Source organism: Lysinibacillus odysseyi 34hs-1 = NBRC 100172, from assembly GCF_001591965.1.
GTDB classification, from domain to species: domain Bacteria; phylum Bacillota; class Bacilli; order Bacillales_A; family Planococcaceae; genus Lysinibacillus_B; species Lysinibacillus_B odysseyi.
On record NZ_BCVX01000016.1, the window covers coordinates 58,396 to 84,172 of the forward strand.

General features: G+C 41.9%; 29 protein-coding genes, 1 pseudogene and 1 riboswitch. Of the genes and pseudogenes, 23 read left to right on the forward strand and 7 right to left on the reverse strand.

Going from position 1 to position 25,777, the window contains the following annotated elements; genetic code table 11:
* Positions 1 to 250: 250 nt before the first annotated feature.
* On the reverse strand, positions 251 to 469 hold the full coding sequence (locus BOD01S_RS20785; protein ID WP_036151363.1) for a hypothetical protein: 219 nt from the start codon (positions 467 to 469) through the stop codon (positions 251 to 253).
* Between the two features lie 136 nt (positions 470 to 605).
* Here BOD01S_RS20785 and BOD01S_RS20790 point away from each other — a divergent pair, with 136 nt between their 5' ends.
* From BOD01S_RS20790 to BOD01S_RS20870, 20 genes and pseudogenes are all read left to right on the forward strand, one after another.
* Entirely contained in the window at positions 606 to 860 is a 255-nt protein-coding gene (locus BOD01S_RS20790; protein WP_036151368.1) for a hypothetical protein, read from the forward strand.
* Positions 861 to 1,881: 1,021 nt separating this feature from the next.
* Positions 1,882 to 2,220 carry a helix-turn-helix domain-containing protein gene (locus tag BOD01S_RS20795; RefSeq protein ID WP_143815068.1) on the forward strand — a complete coding sequence of 113 codons (339 nt, stop codon included), beginning with the start codon at positions 1,882 to 1,884 and terminating at the stop codon, positions 2,218 to 2,220.
* A 294-nt stretch (positions 2,221 to 2,514) separates the two neighbouring features.
* Complete coding sequence (locus tag BOD01S_RS20800) at positions 2,515 to 3,519, forward strand: hypothetical protein (protein ID WP_233153188.1); 1,005 nt, start codon at positions 2,515 to 2,517, stop codon at positions 3,517 to 3,519.
* A gap of 103 nt (positions 3,520 to 3,622) precedes the next feature.
* On the forward strand, positions 3,623 to 3,832 hold the full coding sequence (locus tag BOD01S_RS24015) for a helix-turn-helix domain-containing protein (RefSeq protein ID WP_036151452.1): 210 nt from the start codon (positions 3,623 to 3,625) through the stop codon (positions 3,830 to 3,832).
* Positions 3,833 to 3,877: 45 nt separating this feature from the next.
* Positions 3,878 to 4,108 carry a hypothetical protein gene (locus BOD01S_RS20810; RefSeq protein ID WP_036151374.1) on the forward strand — a complete coding sequence of 77 codons (231 nt, stop codon included), beginning with the start codon at positions 3,878 to 3,880 and terminating at the stop codon, positions 4,106 to 4,108.
* 119 nt (positions 4,109 to 4,227) lie between these two features.
* A complete protein-coding gene (locus BOD01S_RS20815) occupies positions 4,228 to 4,533 on the forward strand; it encodes a hypothetical protein (protein WP_036151376.1) in 306 nt (101 codons plus the stop codon).
* A 23-nt stretch (positions 4,534 to 4,556) separates the two neighbouring features.
* Complete coding sequence (locus BOD01S_RS20820; RefSeq protein WP_036151379.1) at positions 4,557 to 5,147, forward strand: HNH endonuclease; 591 nt, start codon at positions 4,557 to 4,559, stop codon at positions 5,145 to 5,147.
* Between the two features lie 20 nt (positions 5,148 to 5,167).
* Entirely contained in the window at positions 5,168 to 5,947 is a 780-nt protein-coding gene (locus BOD01S_RS20825; protein ID WP_036151382.1) for a hypothetical protein, read from the forward strand.
* A 104-nt stretch (positions 5,948 to 6,051) separates the two neighbouring features.
* Positions 6,052 to 6,342, forward strand: a complete 291-nt coding sequence (locus tag BOD01S_RS20830) for a hypothetical protein (RefSeq protein WP_156117005.1) — start codon at positions 6,052 to 6,054, stop codon at positions 6,340 to 6,342.
* A gap of 120 nt (positions 6,343 to 6,462) precedes the next feature.
* Positions 6,463 to 6,759: a hypothetical protein gene (locus BOD01S_RS20835; protein WP_036151388.1), complete on the forward strand. Its 297-nt coding sequence runs from the start codon at positions 6,463 to 6,465 to the stop codon at positions 6,757 to 6,759.
* A 3-nt stretch (positions 6,760 to 6,762) separates the two neighbouring features.
* Entirely contained in the window at positions 6,763 to 9,156 is a 2,394-nt protein-coding gene (locus tag BOD01S_RS20840; RefSeq protein ID WP_052124710.1) for a phage tail protein, read from the forward strand.
* On the forward strand, positions 9,149 to 10,156 hold the full coding sequence (locus BOD01S_RS20845; protein ID WP_052124711.1) for an XkdQ/YqbQ family protein: 1,008 nt from the start codon (positions 9,149 to 9,151) through the stop codon (positions 10,154 to 10,156). Before BOD01S_RS20840 ends, BOD01S_RS20845 begins: the two co-directional genes overlap by 8 nt.
* Before the next feature lie 825 nt (positions 10,157 to 10,981).
* Complete coding sequence (locus BOD01S_RS20850) at positions 10,982 to 11,278, forward strand: hypothetical protein (protein WP_036151390.1); 297 nt, start codon at positions 10,982 to 10,984, stop codon at positions 11,276 to 11,278.
* 120 nt (positions 11,279 to 11,398) lie between these two features.
* On the forward strand, positions 11,399 to 11,974 hold the full coding sequence (locus BOD01S_RS20855) for a recombinase family protein (RefSeq protein WP_036151392.1): 576 nt from the start codon (positions 11,399 to 11,401) through the stop codon (positions 11,972 to 11,974).
* 472 nt (positions 11,975 to 12,446) lie between these two features.
* Entirely contained in the window at positions 12,447 to 12,734 is a 288-nt protein-coding gene (locus BOD01S_RS20860; RefSeq protein ID WP_036151398.1) for a hypothetical protein, read from the forward strand.
* Positions 12,735 to 12,818: 84 nt separating this feature from the next.
* Positions 12,819 to 13,016: pseudogene (locus tag BOD01S_RS22730) on the forward strand (GMP synthase (glutamine-hydrolyzing)); the annotation flags it as partial.
* Between the two features lie 150 nt (positions 13,017 to 13,166).
* Positions 13,167 to 13,298, forward strand: a complete 132-nt coding sequence (locus BOD01S_RS23890; protein ID WP_269845650.1) for a hypothetical protein — start codon at positions 13,167 to 13,169, stop codon at positions 13,296 to 13,298.
* Between the two features lie 79 nt (positions 13,299 to 13,377).
* A complete protein-coding gene (locus BOD01S_RS23450) occupies positions 13,378 to 13,527 on the forward strand; it encodes a hypothetical protein (RefSeq protein WP_036151400.1) in 150 nt (49 codons plus the stop codon).
* A 471-nt stretch (positions 13,528 to 13,998) separates the two neighbouring features.
* On the forward strand, positions 13,999 to 15,402 hold the full coding sequence (locus tag BOD01S_RS20865; protein WP_052124712.1) for a C39 family peptidase: 1,404 nt from the start codon (positions 13,999 to 14,001) through the stop codon (positions 15,400 to 15,402).
* Positions 15,403 to 15,862: 460 nt separating this feature from the next.
* A complete protein-coding gene (locus tag BOD01S_RS20870; RefSeq protein ID WP_036151402.1) occupies positions 15,863 to 16,696 on the forward strand; it encodes a DUF2382 domain-containing protein in 834 nt (277 codons plus the stop codon).
* 366 nt (positions 16,697 to 17,062) lie between these two features.
* On the opposite strand, the gene BOD01S_RS20875 is transcribed toward BOD01S_RS20870, so the two are convergent.
* The gene (locus BOD01S_RS20875; protein WP_036151405.1) at positions 17,063 to 17,470 is read right to left on the reverse strand and encodes a MarR family winged helix-turn-helix transcriptional regulator; all 408 of its coding nucleotides are present in this window, start codon (positions 17,468 to 17,470) and stop codon (positions 17,063 to 17,065) included.
* Between the two features lie 120 nt (positions 17,471 to 17,590).
* Between BOD01S_RS20875 and BOD01S_RS20880 the strand changes: the two genes are divergently transcribed.
* Complete coding sequence (locus BOD01S_RS20880; protein ID WP_052124713.1) at positions 17,591 to 18,088, forward strand: CarD family transcriptional regulator; 498 nt, start codon at positions 17,591 to 17,593, stop codon at positions 18,086 to 18,088.
* A 203-nt stretch (positions 18,089 to 18,291) separates the two neighbouring features.
* Here the strand turns inward: BOD01S_RS20880 and BOD01S_RS22735 are convergent, their stop codons facing one another.
* The 5 genes from BOD01S_RS22735 to BOD01S_RS20900 all read right to left on the reverse strand — a co-directional run bounded on the left by BOD01S_RS22735 (position 18,292) and on the right by BOD01S_RS20900 (position 22,190).
* Positions 18,292 to 18,552: a hypothetical protein gene (locus BOD01S_RS22735; protein WP_081977878.1), complete on the reverse strand. Its 261-nt coding sequence runs from the start codon at positions 18,550 to 18,552 to the stop codon at positions 18,292 to 18,294.
* Between the two features lie 150 nt (positions 18,553 to 18,702).
* The gene (locus BOD01S_RS20885; protein ID WP_036151407.1) at positions 18,703 to 19,260 is read right to left on the reverse strand and encodes a 5' nucleotidase, NT5C type; all 558 of its coding nucleotides are present in this window, start codon (positions 19,258 to 19,260) and stop codon (positions 18,703 to 18,705) included.
* Between the two features lie 15 nt (positions 19,261 to 19,275).
* Complete coding sequence (locus BOD01S_RS20890) at positions 19,276 to 20,358, reverse strand: FAD-dependent monooxygenase (RefSeq protein ID WP_036151409.1); 1,083 nt, start codon at positions 20,356 to 20,358, stop codon at positions 19,276 to 19,278.
* A gap of 4 nt (positions 20,359 to 20,362) precedes the next feature.
* Positions 20,363 to 21,460 (reverse strand): bifunctional diaminohydroxyphosphoribosylaminopyrimidine deaminase/5-amino-6-(5-phosphoribosylamino)uracil reductase RibD, encoded by a 1,098-nt coding sequence (gene ribD / locus BOD01S_RS20895; protein ID WP_036151412.1) that lies wholly within the window; start codon positions 21,458 to 21,460, stop codon positions 20,363 to 20,365.
* Positions 21,423 to 22,190, reverse strand: coding sequence for a GTP cyclohydrolase II (locus BOD01S_RS20900; RefSeq protein WP_407656009.1), 768 nt, complete (start codon positions 22,188 to 22,190; stop codon positions 21,423 to 21,425). Before BOD01S_RS20900 ends, ribD begins: the two co-directional genes overlap by 38 nt.
* Positions 22,191 to 22,519: 329 nt before the next feature.
* On the opposite strand from BOD01S_RS20900, the gene BOD01S_RS20905 reads away from it, so the two are divergent.
* Entirely contained in the window at positions 22,520 to 23,533 is a 1,014-nt protein-coding gene (locus BOD01S_RS20905; protein ID WP_036151417.1) for a hypothetical protein, read from the forward strand.
* 301 nt (positions 23,534 to 23,834) lie between these two features.
* Positions 23,835 to 23,936, forward strand: a riboswitch (purine riboswitch).
* 132 nt (positions 23,937 to 24,068) lie between these two features.
* Complete coding sequence (locus tag BOD01S_RS20915) at positions 24,069 to 25,394, forward strand: NCS2 family permease (RefSeq protein WP_036151422.1); 1,326 nt, start codon at positions 24,069 to 24,071, stop codon at positions 25,392 to 25,394.
* Positions 25,395 to 25,777 lie beyond the last annotated feature (383 nt).

The following is a 25,777-nucleotide window of genomic DNA, read 5'->3' on the forward strand; positions in this document are numbered from 1 at the left end:
CCCTTACTTTATATCCCATAATGTTAAACCAGTTTATACTTCTCGTCAAAGCAAAAAAGACGCCCTGCAGAGTAGCAGAAGCGCCTTATTTTCGGAAAAAGCTATAAGCGGTGATGAATCACGCTATTAGCTTATGCTGCGGATATGCCATTTATGACTTAATTCGGAATTACCTAAATCGCCAATCCTTCATCAATGTTAACAAAAGCAAAAGCGGCAGGCTATCTTGGGCCAACCGCTTTTTTTGCGTTTATTCTCCTTTATCTACCCATACGATCTTCTTTCCGATAGCCTCTGCAATTTGATGCGCCTCATCATAACGGAGGGAACCGCGGCTTAATTTATTGGACAGATTTTGAACTGATGTCTTTTTGTCGTCCGGCAAGCTTTCATTTAGCTTTTCTACGACGTCAGTCAATGTAATGCCTGCGGCTGCTAAATAGCTTTTGATTTCGTTTTTTATGTACATAGTAAACACCTCTTATTTATACATTATCACGTTTTTAAATATTTTTAAACTTTTTCGTGTAAAATTATTGACTTATTAAACGAAAACGTTTAAATTTATATCGAGAAGTATAAAACAAGTAAAAGGAGTGTTAGATATGAACACGATAATACAAATCGAAGAAATCGAGCCAGGTTGGGTAGTAACCTCAACTAAAACGACAATTATTCCGGATGTGGAACTATGCGTCTATTCAGAAATGGACGGATGCCAAGATGCTACGCTACGGATGGGAAAAGCGGAAATCAACCTTAAATGGAACGCAGAACTCGCTGCAGATTTAGCGAACATCGACGAACTTGAAGCAATCGAACTTATCGCTCTACTGGCCGCACATAGCCAACAGTACTGATTACATAATTGAAAAAGGAGGTGAACGGTTGTTACAGGGAATCGCGTTGATTGTAGGAATTTCGCTCGTAGTTAGCGGAGTAGTCGAGATTGTAAAGAAGAAGAAGCGTAAGGTATGTTAGCAGTTTACCGGTATTCATTACGGTAAGGGTAGTTAGTAAGCGTTTATTACGGTATAAGTTCCAGTAAATTTACCGTAATTCGGGCGTATTGGAGCGTTTTACTAGGGCAAACGAAGTCCTGCAGTTGCAGATGCAGGCGGTCATCTTCTTTGGCGGGTTGGTGACGACGGGTGAGCGGTTGGCGACGGTTACCTTAAAGAAGCAGTATGCGGCAACATACTGCGATAAGATCGGCGCGGCAACGTCGATTTGAGAGACGGAACAGTTGGCGATGTTTCGATAGAGGTTGGCGGGTATTTTGCAGAATACTCGCTTCTTTTTATTAAAGTTCACGATTTCGCCATAATTAGGGTGCGCGAAAGGTGTGCGATATGTATGGTTTTGAGTATATAAGTGAGTAGGAGAAAATAGGGCGAATTGCTCGTCCCAACATTTCTCATTCAACTCTGCTTATAAAGTAGAGGGTGCCATGTCGCAACTTCGGAATTCTAGTGTGCATCGTAGAGTATGGAGAAGGAATGATGTACCAATTTCCGGATTTTATTCCGCATTGTACAGTAACCGTTAATTTTTTAAGGAAAAACTCGAGGGTAACTATATAGAGGGAAGATTTATTCAATTCCGTGTCCGCTTTTTCATGTTTTGCTGTGAATAGGTAAGTAATATCTAATTTTTGCAGGAAAAACTCGGGATAAGTATATAGAGAAACAAATTACCGTCGAGCAATCGGCGCTGACATATAACCAATAACAATTTATCAAAGGAGCGATTCATATGAAACAAACGAAAGAGCAGCCGCAAAAGGCGCTACCTTACGAGTGGGACGGCGGCTGGGTAGGCATGCAAAACGAGGTCTTAACGATCTATACGCTACATCCGGATTTCAAGGGCAATACGTTAATGGTTTACGCGTACCTGCTAAAAAACTTCAACCGGGAAAAGGGACGGAGCTATCCATCCTATGCCAATATGTCGCGAACGCTCGGTATCCATGAGGACACGATTGAGACATGTATTAGAACGCTCAGCAAGCTCGGGATGATTACCGTTCACGCGATCGGAGGACCACGCCGCAAACGACACGAGTATACGTTTAAGCCGCTTATAACGACCGAGGCGACGTTCATAGACCGTTTCCCGGAGGCTATGCCGGCACTTGAAAAACGTCGAGCAGCGGAACGAGAGGCGGAGGAGAAGCGTCGCCAGGCGGAAGCTGAGGTGATTATCGAATGGGACTAGCTCTGACACCCGAATTTTCCCCTTATAACAGCAGAATTTTACGCTCACGGCAAAGGCTTTTTAGGGTCTATAAAGACTTAATCTTATAAAGACCTATCACTATAAAGACTTAAAATATTATGCGGAGCTAAAGCTCCTATTGTCCTTACTATCGTAAGTCCAATATAAGTATTGATACGCTAATGAAAGTACACCGGTAATAAAGAGATAGCGGTAATAAGCGTATATATCTATCGTCAAATGCAAACATTTAACCGGTAATACTAGATTGGGAGATTGTAAGAACGAAGTATTATGCGGAGATATAAGCAACCAAAAACAAGGGGGAATCAGCCAATGACTAATTCAGTTGCTGCCAAGATGAAAGCCAGTAAAACAACGTTCGCATTAATCGAATACGCAAAAGCAAACGGTACTACTATCACATACGAAAACGTTTATCCGGGTTCGATATTCACGCATAAACTCCTTACGGCGTTCCATTACGTCAAGCCTGGCGAGGGAGTTACGAATCCTAAAAGTCCGTCAATACTTGAGCGCTTTGCCAACGTAGATGATGTACGGTTAAAAATGGCTAAGGTGACGACGCTCGAGGGAATGTCGAGGGAGTTCGGCAAACTAGCAGAGCATTATGAACGTGAGAGCATCCGAGCGAATCCGCCGATTAACGATAAGGCTTATGTAGAGCGAGCAGACTTCACAGTAACGGACTTATATAACGATTTAATGTCAGCGATTGAGTGGTCGCTACTGCGCTATATGGCGTTGGTTGGTACGTTTGGGTTCGCTGCGCTGCCGTTTTATTCTAGCGTGCTGGACTACGCCTATTACGCCCAAGAGCGCAAGAAGTTCCGTCGCTGCAAGTACATGTTTTGTCTGAACGTGTTTCCGGTCGCTAAAGAAAATGTACGCGAGGATAAGGCAAAGCGAGTGGACAGTCGGTACTGTTGCGACACATGCCGTAAAGCATCGTATGAGGTGAAACAACGCTTTAAAAAGACAGGCTCTTATTTACCGGTTGAGTATTATTCGCCGTTACGTAGTGAGTCGGTAGATGATCGGTTTAGACTGCATGAGGAAACGCAGCCAGCTTACAAGATTGACGAAGAGCTAGCGAAGAAAAAGCCCGTATTCAAGGCGAAACCGAAAAACGAAAGCTATGAGCACGGGGAAATGGTCAAATACAAAACGATGGCCGAAGCGAAAGAATCACAAAAAAAATCTGAAAAAGTTGATAAAATAGCTGTTTATCGACAGATTATCCGTCAGACACATCCCTATGTTAGTGAAGGGCGATAGCCCGCCTTTATTTTTAACTGCATAGCGTCATTTTAAATCAATTTAAACCAATCTAAACCAATGGGAGGGGTAAGAAGTGGAGATTTTATGGGAAATATATGGCATGCGTAACTATTTGAAACTATCTCAGAGACAAATAGCAGAGCAAATGGGGGTTTCTAGGAGCGCAGTAAACGACGTAGAGAACATGCGAAGAAATCCAAGCGCTTCCTTTTTAGCGGCGTTCAATCGTACATTTGAAAAGTACAAGACGCCCGATTTCTATTTATTTTTGAACAGTTTTAAAAAAATAGTATATAAATATCCAATATAACAATAGCATTAAAATCGACGGAAGTCAACTGTAGGGGTGCAGAAAATGGCGGTAGAGATGTGGCGTTTGGATGATGAAAATTGGGCGTTCTATTGTGATATGGAGCATAAAGCGATTCACCGCAGTATACGACGCTCAAAAGGGTGGGAAGAAATGGCGACGTACCAAAAGAACGATAAGTTAATAGCGATTCAATATCGATTACCGACGAGCGATTATCGCAAAGCAAGGCGGCTAGTTTTACGTGTACATGATTCCGTAGAATCAAGCGCCTAGAGGCATTTCTAGTGCGGTGTGATAAATAAGTCGAGGAACGATTTAAAAGCGCTCCTAGCAAGGGGAAATAACGGTTTCATGTACGTATGTGGCTCGGAAAAATGAAGGTGGTGAAAAGTTTGCACACAGTCTATATAAATCACGAAGTAACACAGACAGCCGATGGCCGTTTTGCTTCAACGATTTGCGTTGGTAACGCTGTTGCAAGAACGAGATATTACGAAAATCGCACGTTTATGTATGTAGCAATTCGTGGGCTGCTGAATGTCTTGAGTGCGTTGCCGGACGGAACAACTGTCCAATTAAACAGCAACATTTTTAATCTACACAACGTACTTGATCCGAGTTACGAGTATCCGATGAAAACTCGCCAGTATTTGTTGGATGATATCGAGAAAAAAGGACTAAAAATAGAGCTGCAATAGCTCAAACAAAGGGGATAAAAAAGATGGCAAAAAAACAAATGGATAATAAAAAAACTTTAGCAGAGCGTAAATGCCGGGATTGTGGCGAAATAAAGCCGTTGAGTGATTTCTCGAAAAAGAAAAGCGGACCACTAGGTTATGCTAATCAATGTAAAGCCTGCCGATGTCTGCATCGTAAAAAGACGGACAGCTACTTAAAAGAGCGGATAAGGAAACATCAATACCGACATAACTCGGCTACGTATTACACGGACGAGCTGATCCATCGGTTACGTACTGCGGAAAAGTGTTGTTATTGCGGCAAGCCGTTTGTAGATCAGACAGGACATGCAATGCAACCTACTCTCGATCACGTATATAGCAGCAACTCGAATACGGACCACAATATCGTAATTTGCCACCGAGCATGTAACTCCTCTAAAGGGAAACTTCATATTTACGACTATTTCCAGGCGTCGGCGACCTTTACCGATGAACTTTTTGCGGAATTTTTAAAAGACTTTATAGGACGACTGTATAAAGTCACAGTGACTGACGCTGATATACCGTACTTAACGGCAGAACTCAAAGCGGAAAGCGAAGAATACAAGCGTGGAACAGGCGCTTTAAAATAATTAAATTTGGGGGAATTATAATGACAAAAACAACTAAAAAGCAATTAATTGAAGAGTACGTATCAAAGGCACGCGAAACTCATGATAAATCGAAAGAGCTTCTGTTTGAGTTGGTAAAAGAAGCACGCGCAGACTATCATAAAACCAATACTGATCCGCGACTCAGCCCGGAGGGGCGAGCTTGGGAAAACGAAGCCGCTCGAAAGCATTATAAAGAAGTGTTTCTCCGTAATGCAGCTGACTTGAAAGCGGAGTATAAGCGTCATGTAGAGTATGCTAAAAAATTAGCTCACGAAGTTTTAGCGGAACAGCCCGAAAACACAATGTCTTCCTCACAAAATGCAGCATTTGAGTCCAAGTTAACGGATTTAAAAACTCGCGTATTGTTACATCCTAATCCTTCAAACGCCGTAGAATTGGTAGAGAAATTTGTGCGGGAAAATAACGATGAATATAAGGCATACACGATTGCTAAACAATTCCATGAAATCGTGACTCCGTTAGCTTCTTCCGTGCAACAAGCAGATAAGCAAAGGCTAATGCAAGCGTATGAATCAGCGCAAAAAGCGACTTTGACGGAGGAAAAGGCATACGCTCAGCAGGCGCTAGAAATGGCGGACGAGCCTCGTTTTTATCTAACACAGCATGATAGCCCGTCTTTCCAGTCATTACGTAATGTCATTGGGCGACAAGGTGCAGAAATGGCTAACGAGCCGGAACAAGAGCTGGCGCGCATGCAAAGCGGTGAGCCGGAGCAAGCAGAGCAAGAGGAATCGAATGAGGAGCAGGCCGCGGAATAACGTGAGCTTGCTTTTTTCATTACCAAACAAAAGGAGCAGATTATATGACGATTATTTTTAATTATTCAAGTGAAGGAATAAGAATTAGTGGCGATACAGACGTGTTGCACAAGGCCACTCTTGGCAACGGCAATTTAGATACGGCACTTCTAGATATTAGCGACTTACGCGTAGATGCGCAGACATTGGCGAATTTGCATTCACAAGCGGAGTCAACAGGGCCTCTCTACGATGATAACGAGGAGTTAGCCGGGTTCCCGAAAGCCCGGCAATACGCAGCGTTAAAGGCGAAGTTTGAAGCGCAACAAGCCGCTGCAAATGCGTTCGATAAAGAGCCTTGCCAATCACATGATCCGGCAATTACTACACAATCTATAAAGCCAATCAACGCTTAATTAACGCAAGCATGACGTCCAACCGACGTTGTGCTTTTTTATTTAACAAGTGAGCAGATTATCCGTCTCTTTTGCAGAACGGAGTTTGCGCTTTTTTATTTTACAAGGGGAGTGGATGAAATGAATGACATTCAAATTTTACTATGGGCGACAGATGAACTATTAGAGACGTTGTCTCCTGGCGATTATAATTCAAAAATTACGCGTAATGTTATGGCACACGCCAGGCTAAACGCAGTCCAAGACGACCAGTTACAGCTTGTGGCAGCTGCTATCAAACAGCTAATTGAGGAAGCTAACACGTTTTTTGCAGTACTCAAACGCAGTGAGCATATTAATGAGCACATTGCAGCAATGCATATCGAACCAATCCGCGGGGAATTCTTGAAGATGCAAGCGGCTCTAAAGGCGGTGTAGCCGATGGCATTCGAACTTAAGACGATATTCACTGTACAGGATCGGGCTACTGCGCCAATCAAGCGTCTCATACGACAGATGGAGCAGCTTAATCGAGGCATGAATCAGCTAAATACAGCTTCCAGTCGTATGGCCACCGAATTAAACCGAGCTTCTAACTCAATGAATCGACAGCGAACGCAGGTTTCTAGTGTGACACAGACAATTATTCATAATACAACCGTCGTTAACAATAACTCAAATACTGTCAATAAAAACACGAATACGATTAACCGGAATTCCAACGCACGAAATACGATGATTAATGTGATAGGACGCGAAGCAAGTGCCCTGCGCGGATTAGGCGCTTCCCTCGTTTCAGTAGCAGGATTATATGCGGCCGCACATGGCGCTTCGAAAGCATTTGACGCAACTATCGGAGCAGCGGCCAGGTATCAACAAGCCGAAGTGACGGTAAAAGCGATTTTCAACGATGATAAGGCGTCGAAGGCGTATTTAGCTATGGTCGATAAAATGGCGATTGACAGCCCGCTACTGAATTCCGGAGAGATGCTCAAGTCTTCAAAAGGGCTCGTTGCAATGACTAAAAATGTTGGCGAGTTAGGTAAGGCATGGTCGATTATCGAACGGTTAATGGTACTTGACCCGACTCAAGGCACTGATGGTGCAGCTTTCGCATTGAAAGAGATGTGGCAAGGCGATGCTCTCTCGATGGTTGAGCGGTTCGGGTTAAACAAGTCAGATATGAACAGGATTAAAAAGCTAGGTATTGCCGAGCAGATCACCGAAATCAATAAAGTATTAACGAAGATGGGAATTACACAAGATGTTTTGGAAAACATGGGCTCGACAACGCTCGGATACTGGTCGCAAATCCAGGAAAGAGCGGATAAGTTCAGTCGTATTCTTGGGGAAGATTCCAATTCAAAAATTAATCAACTGTTACGAGATTTTGTTGCCTACACAGATTCGTTAAATATGGAATCAGTAGCAAAGCGCATGGGTGACGCTCTTGGAAATGTCGTGCAAAAGGCTATTGATGTCGGCAAGAAGCTTTGGCAATGGCGCGAACCTTTAGCTTACATGACAGGCGCAATAGCCGTCGCTGGAACTGCATTCGTCGGAGTAGGAGTTATCGCAGCGCTTGCTAATCCTATATCGCTCATTGCGGCGGGTATAGCGGGTGCATCCGTTGGCATGGTCGCTCTTTATAACAACAGCGAAACGTTCCGTGGCGCTATAGACGGTATCATCGGTAAAGCCAAGGAGTTATGGGCGGTATTTAAAGAAGGCGGAATCGGGGGCGTTATGTCCGAGATATTACCGCCAAACATATCCGAGACAATTCAGCGCGTTATCGCGAGCGTAGGTCAGCTTTGGGGCGCATTCAAATCCGGAGGAGTATCGGGCTTATTAGAAGCGATATTACCGGACGGGATGCTCACGGCTCTGCAGGAGCGTTTTACGACGATTAAAGACCAGTTTACGAACACGTTTACGTCGATTTACAACGCAGTCGTGCCGATTTTACAGACGGCATGGTCGCTAGTAAGTCCGATTTTAAGCGCTTTGTGGACGGCTCTGAAAATTGTCGCAGATGTAGCGATGCTCGCCTGGAACAATATCCTAGCCCCGGCAATTCAATTCGTTTCTGCAGCGGTCCAAACGATGTGGAAAATCACAGGGCCAATATTTGAGTTGCTTGGAGCGGTTATTCAGACGGCGTTTTCCGTACTGAAAGTCGTGTGGGATTCGATTGTTGGACCGTTTGTTGCGTTCCTAGCCGGAGCATTTACGACTGGATTCGGAATGGCAACGGAAGTCGTGAAAGCCTTGTCGCCAGTGTTCGAGAAACTAGGCGGAATGATTAGTACGGCAGCGGATTATTTGAAGAGCTTCGCTGACTGGCTCGGGAAAATCAAAGTACCGGACTGGATTGGTAAAATCGGTAGTGGCGCTGTAAATATGGCGAAGAAATTAATCCCTGGGCATTACCACGGATTAACAAACGTGCCGTACGATAACTATGTAGCTCGTCTCCACAAGGGCGAGACTGTATTGCCGAGACAGGAAGCAGCTTTATACCGTTCTATCGTAAGCCCTGGGGATTCGTTGAGCAGCATGTTCACAGGTACACAAAGTGATATGAGTAGCGCGTTAAGTGATATTTCTTATGAGCGGGCGGCAGCCAGCATCACTTACAATAATACGTCGACGAAGAATACGTACAATACTTCTACTGGCAATCAAGGCGACAAGCAACCAACGCAATCTCAACGCAGTATTTCCATCGCCAAATTGGCAGATCAGATTGTTGTGCGAGAAGATGCGGATATCGAGAAAATCGCCTTCGATTTAGCAAAATACATCGAGAAGGAGGTTGGATTCGTTGGATAATAAGCGGATTCAGCCGAGACGAAAGCTGGTGACGATAAACAATATGGACATTACACCGTTCATCGAGTCGATCGGATTAAGCGGAGATACTACGAAATTCCATCGCTCTTTAGTGCTGCGGATGATTGCTACCGAGGATGGGCGGCAACGAGCATTTACGTTTGAGGAAGGCGATACGATAACTTTTAAGTATGATAACGTAGTCCGCTTTGTAGGCATCGTATTCGCATACGATATCTCATCTGACGGCTCACTTTCGCTCACAGCGCACGACAGCAACGCGTATCTAGCGAAATCGACTGATGCCTTAATTTTTAAGAACAAGAAGGCAAGCGATATCATCCGTATCCTAGCTGCTGATTTCGGTATTCCTCTCGGAAGTGTCGCAGATACCGGATATGTAATTCCGTACGTGCGTCTTTCGAAACTAACGTTGTATAGCATGATGCTAAAAGTGCTTAAAATAACCCGTAACCAAACAAATAAACGTTTCTTTATTGGAAATGTAAACGGAAAGTTGACGCTCACAGCCGGCACGTCGAATACACGGTATCTTTTCAAGGATGGCGAGAATTTAATCTCGGCGTCTTATTCGCGTTCTATTGAAGCTACGCGTACGCAGGCAAAAGTCATTGGCGGTACAAAAGGTAAGGAGACAGTAGTTGTTGTTAAGGACGATGCAAAACGGGCTAAATATGGCGTACTGCAGGCGTTTGAGGAAATGGATGAGAAGGCTACACCATCGCAGGTTAAGCAACGTGCCCATGCGCTGTTAAAAGAACAGTCGGAGGTTGCGGAGCAGTTACAAATCCATGTTCTCGGTGTGCCGGAGGTAGACGTGGGGACCCCGGTATACATCGTAAATAAAATGACAGCCACAAACGGGGCTTACTACGTCACGTCGATCAATCATACGTATGCGGCGGGCTTGCATGAAATGACGCTTGAGTTAACTCGGACTTACGAGCTACCGGACATTGACATTACAGCAGGCGATTAATTTAACGGAGTGTATGGCGCTAAACGGCGTTGTATGCTCCGCTTACTTACATACGAGCTCCGATTGACTTTTTCCGGGGCATTATATAGAAGAAACTCAAAATAAGCGCCCTTGTAAATCGGAGCTGACGGGTTAGTTGACGTAAGTATCCGAACACTTTGGGAAGTCCGTTTTTCCGACGCATTATATAGAAGGAACCGAAAAAACGACTACCCAAAACTACCCATTTTGCGGCGTTTTGACGGACGACCGCCGGATACCGAAATTGCCCACATAATGCAGAAAAGACGCGGAATAGTGGCCGTTTAGCACTCGGCAAGACTCGGCGTTTACTGGCGATTTAGCGACGCTTTCACGTATTGAATCGGACATGGGCGTTTTTAGCCGCACTATATAGAAGGAACTCAAACGGTGCATTTCCGAAAATGTCCGATTACACGCAAAACACCGGCTGCAGGGCGGAAATGGACGTACCCTCCGAACACTTTGAGAGTCGCCACATTACGTCGATTATAGCGGTGCTTGTGGCGCTCCATATATAGAAGAGACGCGGTTTTGCGGTGATTCGGCTATGTAATGCGAGGTAACGTATGAGGCGTCTACACCGGCTGCAACGGCCTGGCGCGGACACCTTTCCGAAACTCATAGGGGACAGAATATCTATTAGATTATATCTTTACTGAATCGCTTATAACTATTTAGATTAAAAAAGAAAGTTCCGATTTTTAACAAGTTAATGTGAAAAAAGGCTTAAGATATAGAGATATGTTACGATATAGTAATTTGTAACACTATTTTGAAACTAAATAGAAAGGCGAGGACATCATGGTTATTGCTGCATGGATTATTGGTATTATAGTATTTATTTTATCTCTAATTTCTTTTTGGGGCATGTTTTTACTGTATGTATTGCTTACGATTGGCTTTATAATATTAGTAAGTAAAACTGGGTATGATCCATTCTCTCGTTTTGGAGAAGAAAATGCTGAAATGCTTATGGGAGCTTTATTTGGCCCCTGGGTGTTAGCGATGTTTTTAATTGTTATTGGTCGTATTGTTGAATTCTTCGAAAATGTAGGTAAAGCTGTTAAAAACATGGCAGACGATGATAGAAGAAGATAATGAACTAAAACTTTGACTTTTGGTATCGTAACTTAAAAGATTTGACACCGATTGCCCGGCGTGATAGTATCAAGGTATCAAGCGGTATCGCATCTTGGTATCACGAAGGGAGACGGTAATATGGTGAAATACGGGTATGCACGGGTATCAACAGCAGGGCAGGATTTAGAAGCACAGATTACAGCGTTAAAGGCAGCAGGTTGCGATAAGATTTACAGCGAGCACTTTACGGGTACGATTACGGACCGACCGCAATTCAATGAGCTAATGGACGTCCTGGCACCTGGTGATACGCTAGTGGTGTCGAAGCTGGATCGGATAGCACGTTCTGCAACGCAGGGCAGCGAGTTAGTAAAGGCGCTTATCGAGCAGGATATTGCGGTACATATCCTCAATATGGGCTACATGGATAATACGCCAGCTTCGAAGTTGGTTCGTAACATATTCTTTGCTTTCGCGGAGTTTGAACGGGATATGATCGTTGAGCGGACACAGGAAGGTAAGGCTATTGCACGTCAGCGAGAGGGCTATCGAGAGGGACGTAAGCCGACGTACACGAAGGCACAGCTAGATCACGCTATGAAGCTAAAGGAAACGCACAGCTTCTCGAAAGTAGCGGAATTAACAGGAATTTCAATTGCAACATTAAAACGTGAAAGTGCAAAACGTAAAGCTAACGCGATCACCAGCGAGTAACAACGTTGGTGGTCGTCTTTTTTTATGCGCTGACCCCAAGCCCCCATACCGAATATGCCGCGACAGGCTCCCGAACAATCCACGCACCATTTTTTCACTCGGGGGGGGTTAGTCGGTTAATAGCAAGCAACGTAAATTGTTTGCGATAATAAATTGCGTTAATATTGCGTTGAAAATAACGCCAATAGGTCTAGTTTTCAACATATGAGGCGTTGTGAGACACATCGAGAGTCGATTAGTCGATACGTTGTACGGATGGAATTGTCTGACACAAGGATTAGTTTTACGTCAGTTTTGCGTCGCTATGTAATAGAAGGAAATGTTATGATTAATTTGCGTTGAAAATGCGTTGGAATGCAGTCATATCAAGGGTTTTAAGCGTTTTCGTTTGCGTAAAATAGTCGCAGGTGTTATTTTGGAATTGCCGGTAAATACATAATGAGACGCGTCGGAAATTCGGAGGCTAAAATTGTTGCTAGAAGATTACCCGTATACTGTAAAATATATCGTAGATTTTACGGAGATGAGTGAAAGAACGATTCAAAAAATAACGGTTGAGCTAGTTAAGGTAGTTCCGTTTTTTGCGATTAAGGATGAAAATAATAAGTGGCGGTACAGTAAACAGTCTTTTATGGCACTAGCTTTAATCGATATAAGAATTGTAAAAAATAGCGTTGAGATGTCGAAGTATCGAGCGTTAGAAATACTCTACGGAGTCCCTATTGAGTTTTCGCTTGCTATTGCGCAGAAAGAACGTTAAAATTACAGTTAATCGTACGACTATTTTACATAGCATAGTCGTTAAATAGAACGGAATTGTAAAACGATAATAAGCACTCAAAAGGGTGACGGCCGTACGTACGACTACGCAATCGGTATCCGTGCCGTAACATCAATCGACGGTATGACATCCGACTGGGCACGTATCCCTTGGGATGTACTAGAAAAAATCTCTGTACGTATCGTTAACGAAGTAAAACATGTTAACCGCGTGCTGTATGATGTGACGAGTAAGCCACCTGCGACTATTGAGTGGGAATAGGAATAAACATCTAACATCTTGTAATCCTAGTTGTATCAACGGTTTAGACTTTGTTTAAGGTAGGATTTAGTTGTTCGCCTGTAACAACTGACTTTCAAAATGAGACTTTCCTTTATTCATGTAATTCATGGGTAAAGGAGGGTCTTTTTTATGGTTAGAATTATTGAACTGATTGATAATTTTAAAATGAATCACGGAATCGTTGATGGTAAGCCAAAGTGTGTACAGGTGCGTATTACTAAATTTTCACTGGTATATGTAAGGTTAGCAGGACAAGAATAAGATTTACTACAGTAAAATAAGGTATAGTATATTTATTGGATAGATTCTCTTTAAAGACATGAAAAGTAGGTGAACAAAAATGGGGAAATATCAATTGGATACAAAAGGTAAGATAGCTGTGGCGAAGTATCATGAAAAAAACAAGCCTGCTCAATTTGATAAAAAGCAGCAGCTTGAAAAAATACGTGCAGAATATTTGAAAAACAAGCAGAAACAGACAGATAAATAATAAGAATGTAAACAAGGGATTCACCTGATGCGATTAAGGGCAAGAATTACATGAAATGAACGCATTTTTCTCTTTTGATAAAAATCGTTACCCCTTTATATATCAATGGTTGGCGTGTGTGCTGTATAACAACACTTCTAAGCAACCATTTAGTGAAATAGGCTGCGTATTATTATGTAGCGATAGCTTGAAGGTGTTATGAGCAGTAAATGGCTTCGGCATCGATTATATTTAAAATTGAACTCTCTTTCAGTACAGTTTAATGACTGTGGTGGAAGGGGGTTTTTTATGCCTTAAATTGTTAATTTTCAAGTTGGGACAATAAATATTGATCATCCTAATAATAGATGTTTTGAAAATATGTAATTGGGGTAATGAGGGCTATCTAAGGCATTAAGTAACTTGCTTATCTATTTGCTAAAAAAGAAGAAATAACGAGGGGGAGTGGAATACATTAAATGGGGGGAACATATGAAAAAGCGAGTAACGGCAATGATTTGCAGCTTCGCATTGTTAGGTAGTTTCAAAGGAGCGATGATTTTGCCGGTTCAGGTTGCTGCTGCCACAGGGGATGAAACTACAGTGGTAGTACAGCAGGCAGCAAGCCCATTTCAGGACGTATCAACAGAATACGAGGCTTACGAAGCCATTGTATGGGCGAAAGATAGGGGAATAATCAACGGCTATGCGGACGGTACATTTAAGCCGAATGCTTCCATAACGGAGGCGCAATTTGCGAAAATGCTGACGCAGTTTTTAGGCCTAAAAGATGATAAAGGCGATATACATAAAAATACATCCGCTATTCATTGGGCGGATAGCTATTACGATAGCCTGGCTGCATATGGTACACCATTAAATGCCTATTTTAACAATTCTTTAAGAAATCAAGCAGTAACGCGGGGAGTAGTGGCACAGGCGATTGGCTATTTAACAGGCAATGCAACCTCCTTGAGCGGCTCCATCAATTTTATGCTTTCCCAAGGCATAACAATCGGTCAAAACCCACAATTTGAAGGCAAAGATTTAAATCAATTTTTCGGCTCGGAAAATCATTTAACGAGAGCACAGGTAGCGTCGTTTTTATATCGTATGCATAATTTGGGGCTCGAGGGAGCTACAGGCATTTCGGTAGAGGCGTATCAAAATAAAGAAGCTTTAACATTAGTAGCAATAGCTAATAAAGGTATCAGGTTACTGGATAATTCTTTGCGTATAGGGGAATTAGGCAGTGATGCGCCGCCTAAAAATGACCCGGTAGTAAATGTTAACCAAGCTTATATTCCGGTTGGAAAGTTAATGCAAAAACCGGAGCTTCCAAATGGCTGTGAAATTGTTTCCCTTACTGCCGTACTAAATTATTATGGATATAACGTTTCGAAAACGACGATGGCAGATAAGTATCTTCCGAAACAAGCCTTCAGCTGGAAGAATGGCAAACGTTATGGACCAGATCCTTATAAAGCTTATGCGGGGAATCCTAGAAGTGCAACGGGTGGCTGGTATAGTTTTGCGCCTCCTATTGTGAAGGCGGCCGAGAACTATATGGCAACGCAAACAAATAAAATGAAAGCAAAAAATATTAGTGGAAGCAGCCAAAAAGAAATACTTACATATTTAAATAAAGGTGTCCCTGTTGTGATTTGGGTAACGCTGGATTTAAGCAGGCCGGCATTAAATGGACAATGGTATTTAAGTGATACAGGCAAATACTATAAAGCATATACGAATTTGCATGCGGTCGTTTTGACCGGATATAAAGATGGAATAGTAAGTGTGATGAATCCTTTAAAGGGGCAGGTCACGCATAAGCTGAATGCGCTCTTTAAAAGCTATGAGGAGCTAGGGAAGCATGCACTTGTGTTGGAAAAGTAATAAATAATCATAAGGCTCAACATCAAAATGTGGTTTTCGCATTCTTCAAAATAACGCTTAATATAATATACTGTTGCTATCATTTCTAAGCCAAGGTCAATGATTGAGTGGGATTAGAATTCATACCCGCATTCAACTCTCGTTTATTACGGATTAATTCCTGTGATAAACGAGAGTTTTTTATTCCTTTCCAATAGAGTAGCGCCAAAAAGTAAGCCCTTATCCCAAAAAGGCTGCCTCTATCAAATGTTATTGGGAAAATAATAATAAACAATCTTTTTCTTTCATTTCCATTACAAGACTATACGAACTATTTCCTTTGTAATAAATAGATTACTAAATATTGGTGTTTCACCTTTTTGCGTTTATTTGTCAGGGAAAAAGGTATTAAGTAGTATATCCAATCTTAAATAATAAATTGGGATACCCAAAACAATAAATTAAACTGGAGGAATGAAACATGGAAACACGTGATAACAGATTATATGGTATTTATGATAGTGAAATGGAATTACAGGCAGAAATGGATCGCCTTCGTGCACAAGGATATGATGAGGAGGATATGTACATCGTCTCGAATCGTGACCAACAATTATCGATGTACCGTGGATCTACATCTTATGCAAATGAAACAAAAGAGGGTTCTTGGTGGGATCGATTTAAAGCATTTATGATGGGCGAAGATTTAGTGCGTGATCAGTATTTTACACAAATGGGATTAACGGATGAGGAAAGAAACCGTTACTATGATGATTTACAAGCAGGTAAATATTTATTATACGTTGATAAACATTATGGTTCTTACTTTGATGAGGGAACAAAAAATTATGGTGTGAATAATGTTTTTGACCGTGATTATGAAAAAACGGATGAAGAGCGTTTAGCGCTTCATGAAGAACGTTTACATGTTGATAAAAACCGTGTTCAGACAGGTGAAGTAAATGTAGAAAAGCGCATCGTGGAAGAGCAGCAAACGGTGGAAGTGCCTGTAGAGCGCGAAGAGGTGTATGTAGAAAGACGTCCTGTGAACGAAGAAGTACGCGATGTAAACTTGGGCGTCGGTGACGGCTTAACCCATACGTATGAAGAGGACGGGAAAATTCATATTCCAGTTACAGAAGAACAGGTCGAAGTAACGAAAAAAGATGTCGTGACAGAGGAAATTGTTGTCGGCAAACGAAAAGTGACAGATACGGAAACTGTCTCAGATACGGTTCGCCGAGAAGAAGTGGATATTCACGATACGACAAACGACCTGGATGATCCTTTAAATCGTACAGATCGTCGTTATTAAGAAAGTTGTAAAATAATCCGAGGGGGCCTTGAATAGGCTCCCTTTTTATTTGGTTAGGGTGCTTAGGCTGGAAGCCCAAAAATTATATACTCTCCTGGATAGATATCAACCATAATTATATGGATAGACTGCAAAAATAGCTGTCATGAGAAAGATGGGCAATCAAAACTGCAGGCTCTCAGGATTTTTATGGCTGCTAGAAATGCGTTAGGGAGCAGCGTTATATAATTAATCTTGTTGTAGTGAATATGAAAAAGCATCTCCATGGGGCGAAGAGATTGTGCAGGTGTATCGTCCTTATAGAGATGCTTTTATTTTCTAGTGAAAGGGTACAGATGGGTCCGTTACGGTATATTCCTCTTGTTGTTACATCCATTTCATTTGCAGAATAGTTTGTAATAGCTTGAAATTATCCTGGCCGATATTTTTTTCGATCTTACGGTCAATTTCTTTTTTAATTTCCAGGCTATGATGATACACTTCTTCGCCTAATGGAGTGAGCTCCACCCGTTTTTGGGTTTTCGGTGTCTTAATAAGCTCTGTTTGAACTAACTGTTTATCTTCTAATACTTTTACGAACTTGTGCACAGCTTGTTTTGAAATATCAACCTTTTTCAAGACGTCAGGGATCGTTGCTGCCCCTTCACGAATGCAATTTAAAATATACCACTCGGAAGTAGTAATCTGAATAGTGTTTTGGAGATTCCATGTAGTTACAACAGATTCACGCAACTGTTTGTAGTGTTTATATAATAAATCAATTGTCTCGCTCATAATGCCTCCTTTGCCATTTTACTATAAACAATCTGGTTATTAAGGTCAATTAGGTTGACCAAAAAACTTTCATAAGTTAAAATGAATATAGTAAACCAAGTTGACCATAGGGGGGAGAACATGTTTTCAATAGGTGATACAGTTTTTTACAGTGCACAAGGTATTTGTTCCATTGAGGAAATAAAAGAACAGAAATTTGGAAAAGAGAAGCAGCTTTATTACACGCTACGTTCACACCATAATCCAAATCTTACTCTATATCACCCTGTCAATACGGATGATTCGAAGCTGAAAAGGCTGATGACGAAAGAACAGGCAGTTTCAGTGCTGCAGTGTTTCGAAAATATAGCTGATCCTTGGGATGAAAAAACAAATGTAAGGTCCCATGCGTACCAGGCGACCATCAGCTCGGAGAATCATTTAAAGATTGCCCAGATGGCCAACACATTGCTTCGGAGAAGAACAGAACTGGAGACAATCGATAAAAAGCTGCCGGTTCAGGACGCTCAAGTACTGCAGCGAGTTACGACAATTTTGTATGAAGAACTGGCGACAGCCCTTAACACTACAGCAAGCGACATATCAGATCAAATTGATGAAATTATTGAAAAGAATTGATGAGTACAGCACAGCAACCTGCATGGGGGCTTGTGCTTTTTTGTTATGTTAATACCTGAAAATGATGTTGCTCTTCCGAACGGCAACAAAGTGTATGAGCATAATATGGGAGGAAATAAGCTCTGGAGAAAGTGCAGGGTTTTATACTGCGAAGAAAGGCTGTTCTGTTGTGGGTGTCACAACAAAACAGCCTTTAGATTATTCTAGCATTCTTCACTTTTCGTATAGTCGATCAGTTGCTGATCGAGGTATTGTAATTTCTTCATTTGTGAATGTGGGAAACCATCTTTCCTTGTCTTTACCGCACACAAGGAACAGGAACAGTGAATTTTTCCTTTTGCATACTGGCCCTTACATGAAATGTTCCATCCGTATTGAACGGCAATCTTTAGTTTCCGCCGGATCGTTCTTCTTCGGTGATGCCGGTAATAGGCACGGCTGCGATTTGTTCTGTGAGACTTCATAGCTATCTAACTCCTTTGGGATAAGGCTCAGCCTGTAAGCATCCCCAAAAGAAAATCTAAATGCTTACAGGTTGAGTATGATAGCAGGAAGAAGACAGCGGATAGGCATCTATTCATCCTCCTTTTTCTATTTCAAATGCCTTTTCGTATCTAGAGAAGGTTTTTAAAATCACACCAATCAACAAGGCGCGGCAGATTCATTTGCTGATTATAAGATTGATTTTTTACAATCACTTTCGTTCCAAGTTCAGCTAGTGTTTCCAGTACAGCTGGCTTGTCATCTACATAATAATCAAGCTCCAGTGATTGAATGATTTGAATTTTTTCATGGTCTGCCATACCGCAGAAAAAGTTCTCATCTTTTACCGGAAAACCTTGCGCTTTCACCCAGTCAAGTGTTTGCTGACAATGATGTTTTGGACGGGAAGTAATATAAAATACTTCATGCCCTTCTTCAACGAGTCCATTTAACGTATCGATAGCATCTGCATACGCCGGACAATCTGTAAAATAGATTTCCTCCATGCAATCTTTCCACATTTGGCTGCCCTGTTCATTTGTCAATCCGAACGGGGCATGTATTTCTACAGAGGAGAGGGTATGGAATACATCCATGCCCAATTCTTTATTCAATTTTTTATTATATAAGTGAAATGCATGCTCACGTAAATTAATAAGTGTATCATCTATATCAAAGCCAAATTTCATTATATCCTCCAATATCTAGCCCATTATTGCAAACTGCGAGGAGAATCCCTGCTCTTTTTCGATTTGGAGAGCTTGCAGCTTTTCAATTTCTTGTTTGCGCTCGGTTGCGCATGCTAGTAAATTAATGTGGTCAATTGTTTGTTTTTTTAAGAGTTCCGCAAGTATATCTGCATCCTTCATAGCGCTATTCAATCCAAATGCCCCTGTTGGCGTCATCGCATGTGCAGCGTCACCAATTAACGCAAGTCCATTATGTCCCCAATTTTCTGCCTGGCTGCTGAAAACATCAAGGAGGACAAAATCTCTCCAGGAAGTAATGTATTGATCGATTGTCTCCGTTAGCTCGGGAAAAGCTTCTATTAAGGCTTCGACAAATGGAGAAAAGGGCTGCTTTTGAAGCAATGAATAGCTTCCAACTGGTATATTCCATCCAATCTGTATATAGCCATTTGTCTGGGAAAATAGGGAAACCTGCATCTCCCTAACAAGTGTCATTTTGATAGAGGGCAGCCATCCCGGAGGTGCCGGTATGCGGGCCCACAGCAGATCATAACCATGTTTGCGGACATCCGTCTTAATGTGGGCTTTTTTACGGATAGTAGAATAGCGACCGTCTGCTCCTACGATTAGCTTGCTGCTGATCGTAAATTCTTCCCTATCATGTACGGCGCGGACACCGGTATAATGGCCATCTGTATCCTGCAAAAGATCAGTGACCCTAGAGTTCAGGCAATACTGAAAACTTTCATAGGCCTGGGCAGCATCAAGAATGGCCTGTAGTAAATGCGCCTGCGGAACATGGATGCCTAAATGGCCGGCAGCAGGGCTAGGAAGAATGGTTTTGATTAATTGACCATTCTTCCAATACTCCAGCTGCTCCATTCTCAACAGTCCGAGCTTTTCCACAGCATGAAAAAGATTATGCTTTTTTAAAACAGCTTCGCCTTCTTCGTTAATATGCTCTCCGCGAAAAGCCTTAGCGATTTGTCCTGTCCGTTCCAATAATAAAACCGAAATATCTTTTTTGGCCAATAAATAGGTGAGTAAGGCACCGCCGGGTCCAGCCCCGACAATACAAACATCTACTTCTTTGTTCATCTCTTTATCCTTCCTTCGGATAAGCAGTAATGCGCAGGTCTTCGCCAATCTTTTCAATCTCGGCAAAATCCAATAACACTGCAGCATTAATGGTTTCTACATCTGCCCCTGTAAATGGTGTAACAGAATGACGGCCGCCCAGTACCTTTGGGGCCACATAGACAAGGTATTTCTGAATAAGATTGTGGCGCAGGAAAGAAGCATTTACCTCACCGCCGCCTTCCACCAATAGATCGGTAATGTTCAGTTTATAAAGTTCCTCTAACATCCGCTGTAAATCAAGTTTTCCATCCACAAGCGGTACATAAATAAATTCTGCCCCTGTATTTTTAAATACTTTCGTGTTTTCCTCCTGGCCTTGAGCCGTAACAATAATCGTCCTTGCTGAATCAGTCTGTAAAATTTGGGCGTCTAACGGAGTTCGCAGCTGGCGGTCTAATATAATACGGATCGGATTTTTACCAGGATGATCTGTTAACCGGGTTGTTAAGGCAGGGTTATCTTTTAACACTGTGCCGACGCCGACAAGGATAGCATCAACTTCATTGCGAAGCTCGTGAACATCTTTTCGTGCTTCTGTTCCTGTAATCCACTGAGAGTGTCCATTATATGTAGCGATCTTTCCATCAAGCGTCATGGCAAATTTCGAAATGACATAGGGGAGGGAAGTCACCATATTATGAATAAAACGCTCATTCAACCGGCGTGCCTCCTCCTCCAGTAGTCCAACTTCCACTTCAATTCCGGCGTCGCGCAATCTCTTAATTCCACGCCCCGCTACAGCAGGGTTCGGATCCTCCATTGCTACAACGACACGCTTTACACCCGATTCTTTTACGAGATCTGCACAGGGAGGTGTTTTTCCAAAATGCGAGCAAGGCTCTAATGTTACATATAATGTGGCATCTTTTGCATGTTCACCTGCCATACGAAATGCATGTACCTCTGCGTGGGGCTCTCCAGCTTTTCGATGAAGCCCGGTTCCAACAATCGACCCATCTTTGACAATCACGGCTCCAACAAGGGGATTTGGATTTGTCTTGCCTTTTGCACTGGCAGCAAGATCAAGGGCGAGTTGCATGTAATACTGGTCGTTCATCATCCTCAAGTCCTCCGTTTGTTAAAATATGCCCGGCTTTTTCAATCTTTGTTTGTAAATAAAAGCGGTTTGTTTCTGTCATGCCGCCCCATAATGGGATATGCTTATCTGCCAATAGGCCATGCTTTTGAAGAGCGGCCAGTTTATTTGGATTATTTGTAATGAGAGTGGATGGTTTTTGGCGAAGTGCTTCTAGCAGTAGGATAGCATCCTCATAGGAACGTGTATCATCCGCAAACCCTAATGCATGGTTTGCCTCTACTGTATCATAGCCATTTTCCTGCAGCAGGTAAGCCATCGTTTTTGAGAATAACCCAATCCCACGTCCCTCATGGTCTGCCAGATAGAAAACAGCTCCACAGCCATGTTCCACGATCATTTGCATTGATTGGTGAAGCTGATAGCCGCAGTCACAGCGCTGACTGCCAAAAATATCACCTGTATGACAGATGGAATGCATACGAATGAGCGCTTCCTCCTCATCCGCAAAGTTTCCGTATACAAGGATGGATGATTGCTGTCCTAGTGCCAGATTTGATTGGGAAATGTTTTCTAATACCTGCTCGATAGTTGTACTTGCTTCTACAGGAAGCCATGTATACCACTGGAATGTCGCTTCAAAATCCCCCTGCTTAACCGGTAAGCGTACAGGACCTACGAGACATAAGCTTTCTGTCTCATTGCGTTTAATAAGATGTATCTTTTCTGATAAAATTTCGAGTTCTTTTTTCATTGTCATCACCATTCATCGTTTTAGTGTAATTCTATGATAAAAGGAGGGGAGGCATTAGGCATGAGTAGTTTTTTGCCCCATTGTGACTGCGCAGAATGTTTAAAACCGGCAGTAGAACTAGTATTGGTATTGTGCCCCGTCCTTTTTGTTAACACCGCTTACATTTCGTAATTAAATATATAAAAGTTAACGCTTGTTGTCTAATTTTTCGTTCTTCTCTAATAGAGGCTGTCGTTTTACGAGATACTCCTTTTCTTTAGAATTTTATTGTATAGAAAAGGAATATAACAGCATCTACCTATCATACATAAAATGAAGGGGGAGAAGCTATGTTTAAAGGAGAAAAGGAAATCCAAATGATAGAGTATGTACCAGAGTCGGTGAAAAAAGCAGGGGTAAGACTTGCTGAAGCAGGGGAAGTACAAACCATTTCTTTTACGGCGCGCAAGCTCATTATTGCCCTTGCCCGTACCATTTTAGCGATGAACCCAAAAGATAGGGATGTAGTGCATCAGGCAATCAGCTCCTATAGTGCACTGTATCCGCTTATTAGTGAGGACCGGGAGTTTCGGTTTGCGGAAGATGTAGATGAAAAAATCAGGGATTATATTTTATCGACACGTACCGGAGAACTTGCACCGGCAATTGGCTATCTATTTGCACAGGAACAGTTGAACAAACCCTTTATTGTAGACTTTTTAGGATTGCTGGAGGACTATACAGCAAAAACGACAGTACCCGATATGATCGCCGCCTCATCTACGGGGGAGGTTACCTTTATTGAATCAAAAGGATCAAAAGATATCCGGAATAAAGGAAAGCTGCGTGATGCCCTTATCCAAAGTGAAAGTGCCGCCACTCTTGTAGAGGGGGCAGTAGATGATTTTTACGGGCTATTCATCTCCATTCCAAAAGCAGACGCCGACTATCCTGCTTCGATACATTATACTTGCACGATCAATGAAGGACAGCGCAAGGCCCAAGATCTCCGCCGGCTTATGTACAAGCATTATGCCAGTTGGTTTATGCTTCTCGGATTTCAGGAAGAGGCGGAAAGGCTGGCCGGTGGAGAAGAAATTATTTTAAAAAGGCCGAAAAAAATAGTGACGGTGAAGAAGAAAAAGTATTATTTGCTTGATGCCTCTGAGTCGCTCTTTTTTAATGCAATCAATATATGGGATAAGCAGTTTAAGCGGGCACGGTTTGCAATTGCAACAGATGTTTTTACTTTTTTGACGGGACAAGTAGAGGAATCTATCGATTTCCCCTCTTATAGTCAGCTTCTTAAGCAGGGGAAGAAGCATGACTTGTTCGCGGATGGAACAGCGGTTTTTTATAAATAGAGAAGAGATACGCAAATAAACCATTTGCGTATTTTTTTGTTTCCCATTTGCTGATTTATAGTGACAGGAGAAAAGGGATAGTAGAAATGTTGAAAGTAGAAACGAGAAGTGTTAGATGGAATACTGCTATTTTAAACTTCCGGTTTGTAGAAATAATGTGGCGTAGCAAACGGCAAATCTATTATATGCCAAGAAACTTAGAATTATGGAAAGGGGTGAAAATTTTACGAACTTTAATTATTTTTTTGAGAGTAATGTTCGGAAATAGCTTGAAATCTAAAAAATGAGGTGATATAGTACTAACATAAATTAAATACGTCGTCGTATAATAATGGGAATAAGGCCCGTAAGTTTCTACCAAGTCACCGTAAATGACTTGACTACGATAATGAAAATAGTTGTACTTCTATCAATGGGGGTATAGTATTTTCCTATTTTCTAGTGAAGCAAAGCATACGACATTTTGTTCGTGTGCTTTTTTTATTGGAAACAAAGTACCGTTACCGTAAGACGACAAACGGAGGAACAGTTCAACATGAAGAAATATTTCCAATTCAATGAGCTTGGCACAAATTACAAGCGCGAAATATTAGGTGGTTTAACCACTTTCCTAGCAATGGCTTATATTTTAGTAGTGAACCCATTAACGCTTACATTAAAAGACGTGCCAGATCTCCCATCTGCACTTCGCATGGACTATGGATCAGTATTTGTAGCTACCGCTGTTTCCGCAGCAATTGGTTGCTTCATTATGGGAATCATAGCAAGATACCCATTAGCTTTGGCACCGGGTCTTGGCTTAAATGCTTTCTTTGCCTATACAGTTATTTTAACGAACGGAAGTCCTTGGCAGCATGCCCTAGCAGCTGTCTTTGTATCAAGTATGTTCTTTTTAATCCTAACGTTAACAGGATTACGTGAAAAATTAATCAATGCCATCCCTATGGAATTGAAATTGGCAGTTGGTGCTGGAATCGGTCTCTTTGTAGCATTTATCGGTCTGAAAAATGCCGGTATCGTTGTTGCAAGTGAAGCGACAATGGTCGGGCTTGGCGATTTAAAAGACCCGGAAGTGTTATTGGCGATTTTCGGTATTGTAGTGACAGTAATATTCTTAGTACGCGGCATGAAGGCGGGCGTATTTATCGGGATGGCCATCACAGCGATTGCTGGTATGATTTTTGGTTTAGTAGATTTACCTGAAGCAGTTTTCGATATGCCGCCAAGCGTAGAACCAACATTTGGTGCGTTATTCACAGCGTTTGGCGATCCAAGCTTCTATACATTGACAATGCTGTCTGTTATTTTATCGTTCCTGTTTGTTGATTTCTTTGATAATGCAGGTACATTAATGGCCGTAGCTAACCAAGCAGGATTTGTAAAGGATAACCGTCTGCCACGTGCCGGCAAAGCATTAATTTCCGATTCAATAGCGTCCGTTATCGGCTCTATTTTCGGTACATCTACTGTTACGTCCTACGTGGAATCTACAGCAGGTGTTGGTGCAGGTGCCCGATCAGGCTTTGCATCGATTGTAACAGGGATATGCTTCTTACTATCTTTATTCTTCCTGCCGTTATTAGTTGTAGTTACAAGCGCAGTAACAGCGCCGGCTTTGATTATTGTAGGAATTTTAATGGTTTCCTCACTTGGTCAAATTGAATGGAATAAATTCGAAGTAGCTGTGCCTGCTTTCTTTACAATGCTGATGATGCCGTTAACATCATCCATTGCTACCGGTATTGCAGTAGGATTCATTTTCTACCCGCTTACAATGATTTTAAAAGGAAAAGCAAAAGAAGTAAGTCCTGTTATGTATGTGTTCGGCGTTATCTTCTTACTATATTTAGCTACGTTATAAATAATAATGAAAAACTACGCTACAGGCATCTGCTATAGCGTAGTTTTTTATATGAAAAGGAAGTTAAATGGACGTGACAAGGTAAAAAGCTTTACAATAGTTTGTTATCTATATAAATAGGAAGAAACTCAATTAAGGCTAGGTAGGTTAATGACTGAATAGTTTTTCTTTTAATAAAGGCTTGCTAAATGCAAATGACGAGTGTATAGTTAAGAACGTTGCTACGGGATAAACGAAAGCAACAAAAAAACTTTAAAGAAGTTGTTGACAAACGAAAACAACGGTGTTAAAGTTATAAACATCGCTTCGCAAAATAGATTGAAGCAATATGAACTTTGAAAACTGAACAAGCAAGACGTTAACAATAATTTTCTTTCTTAATA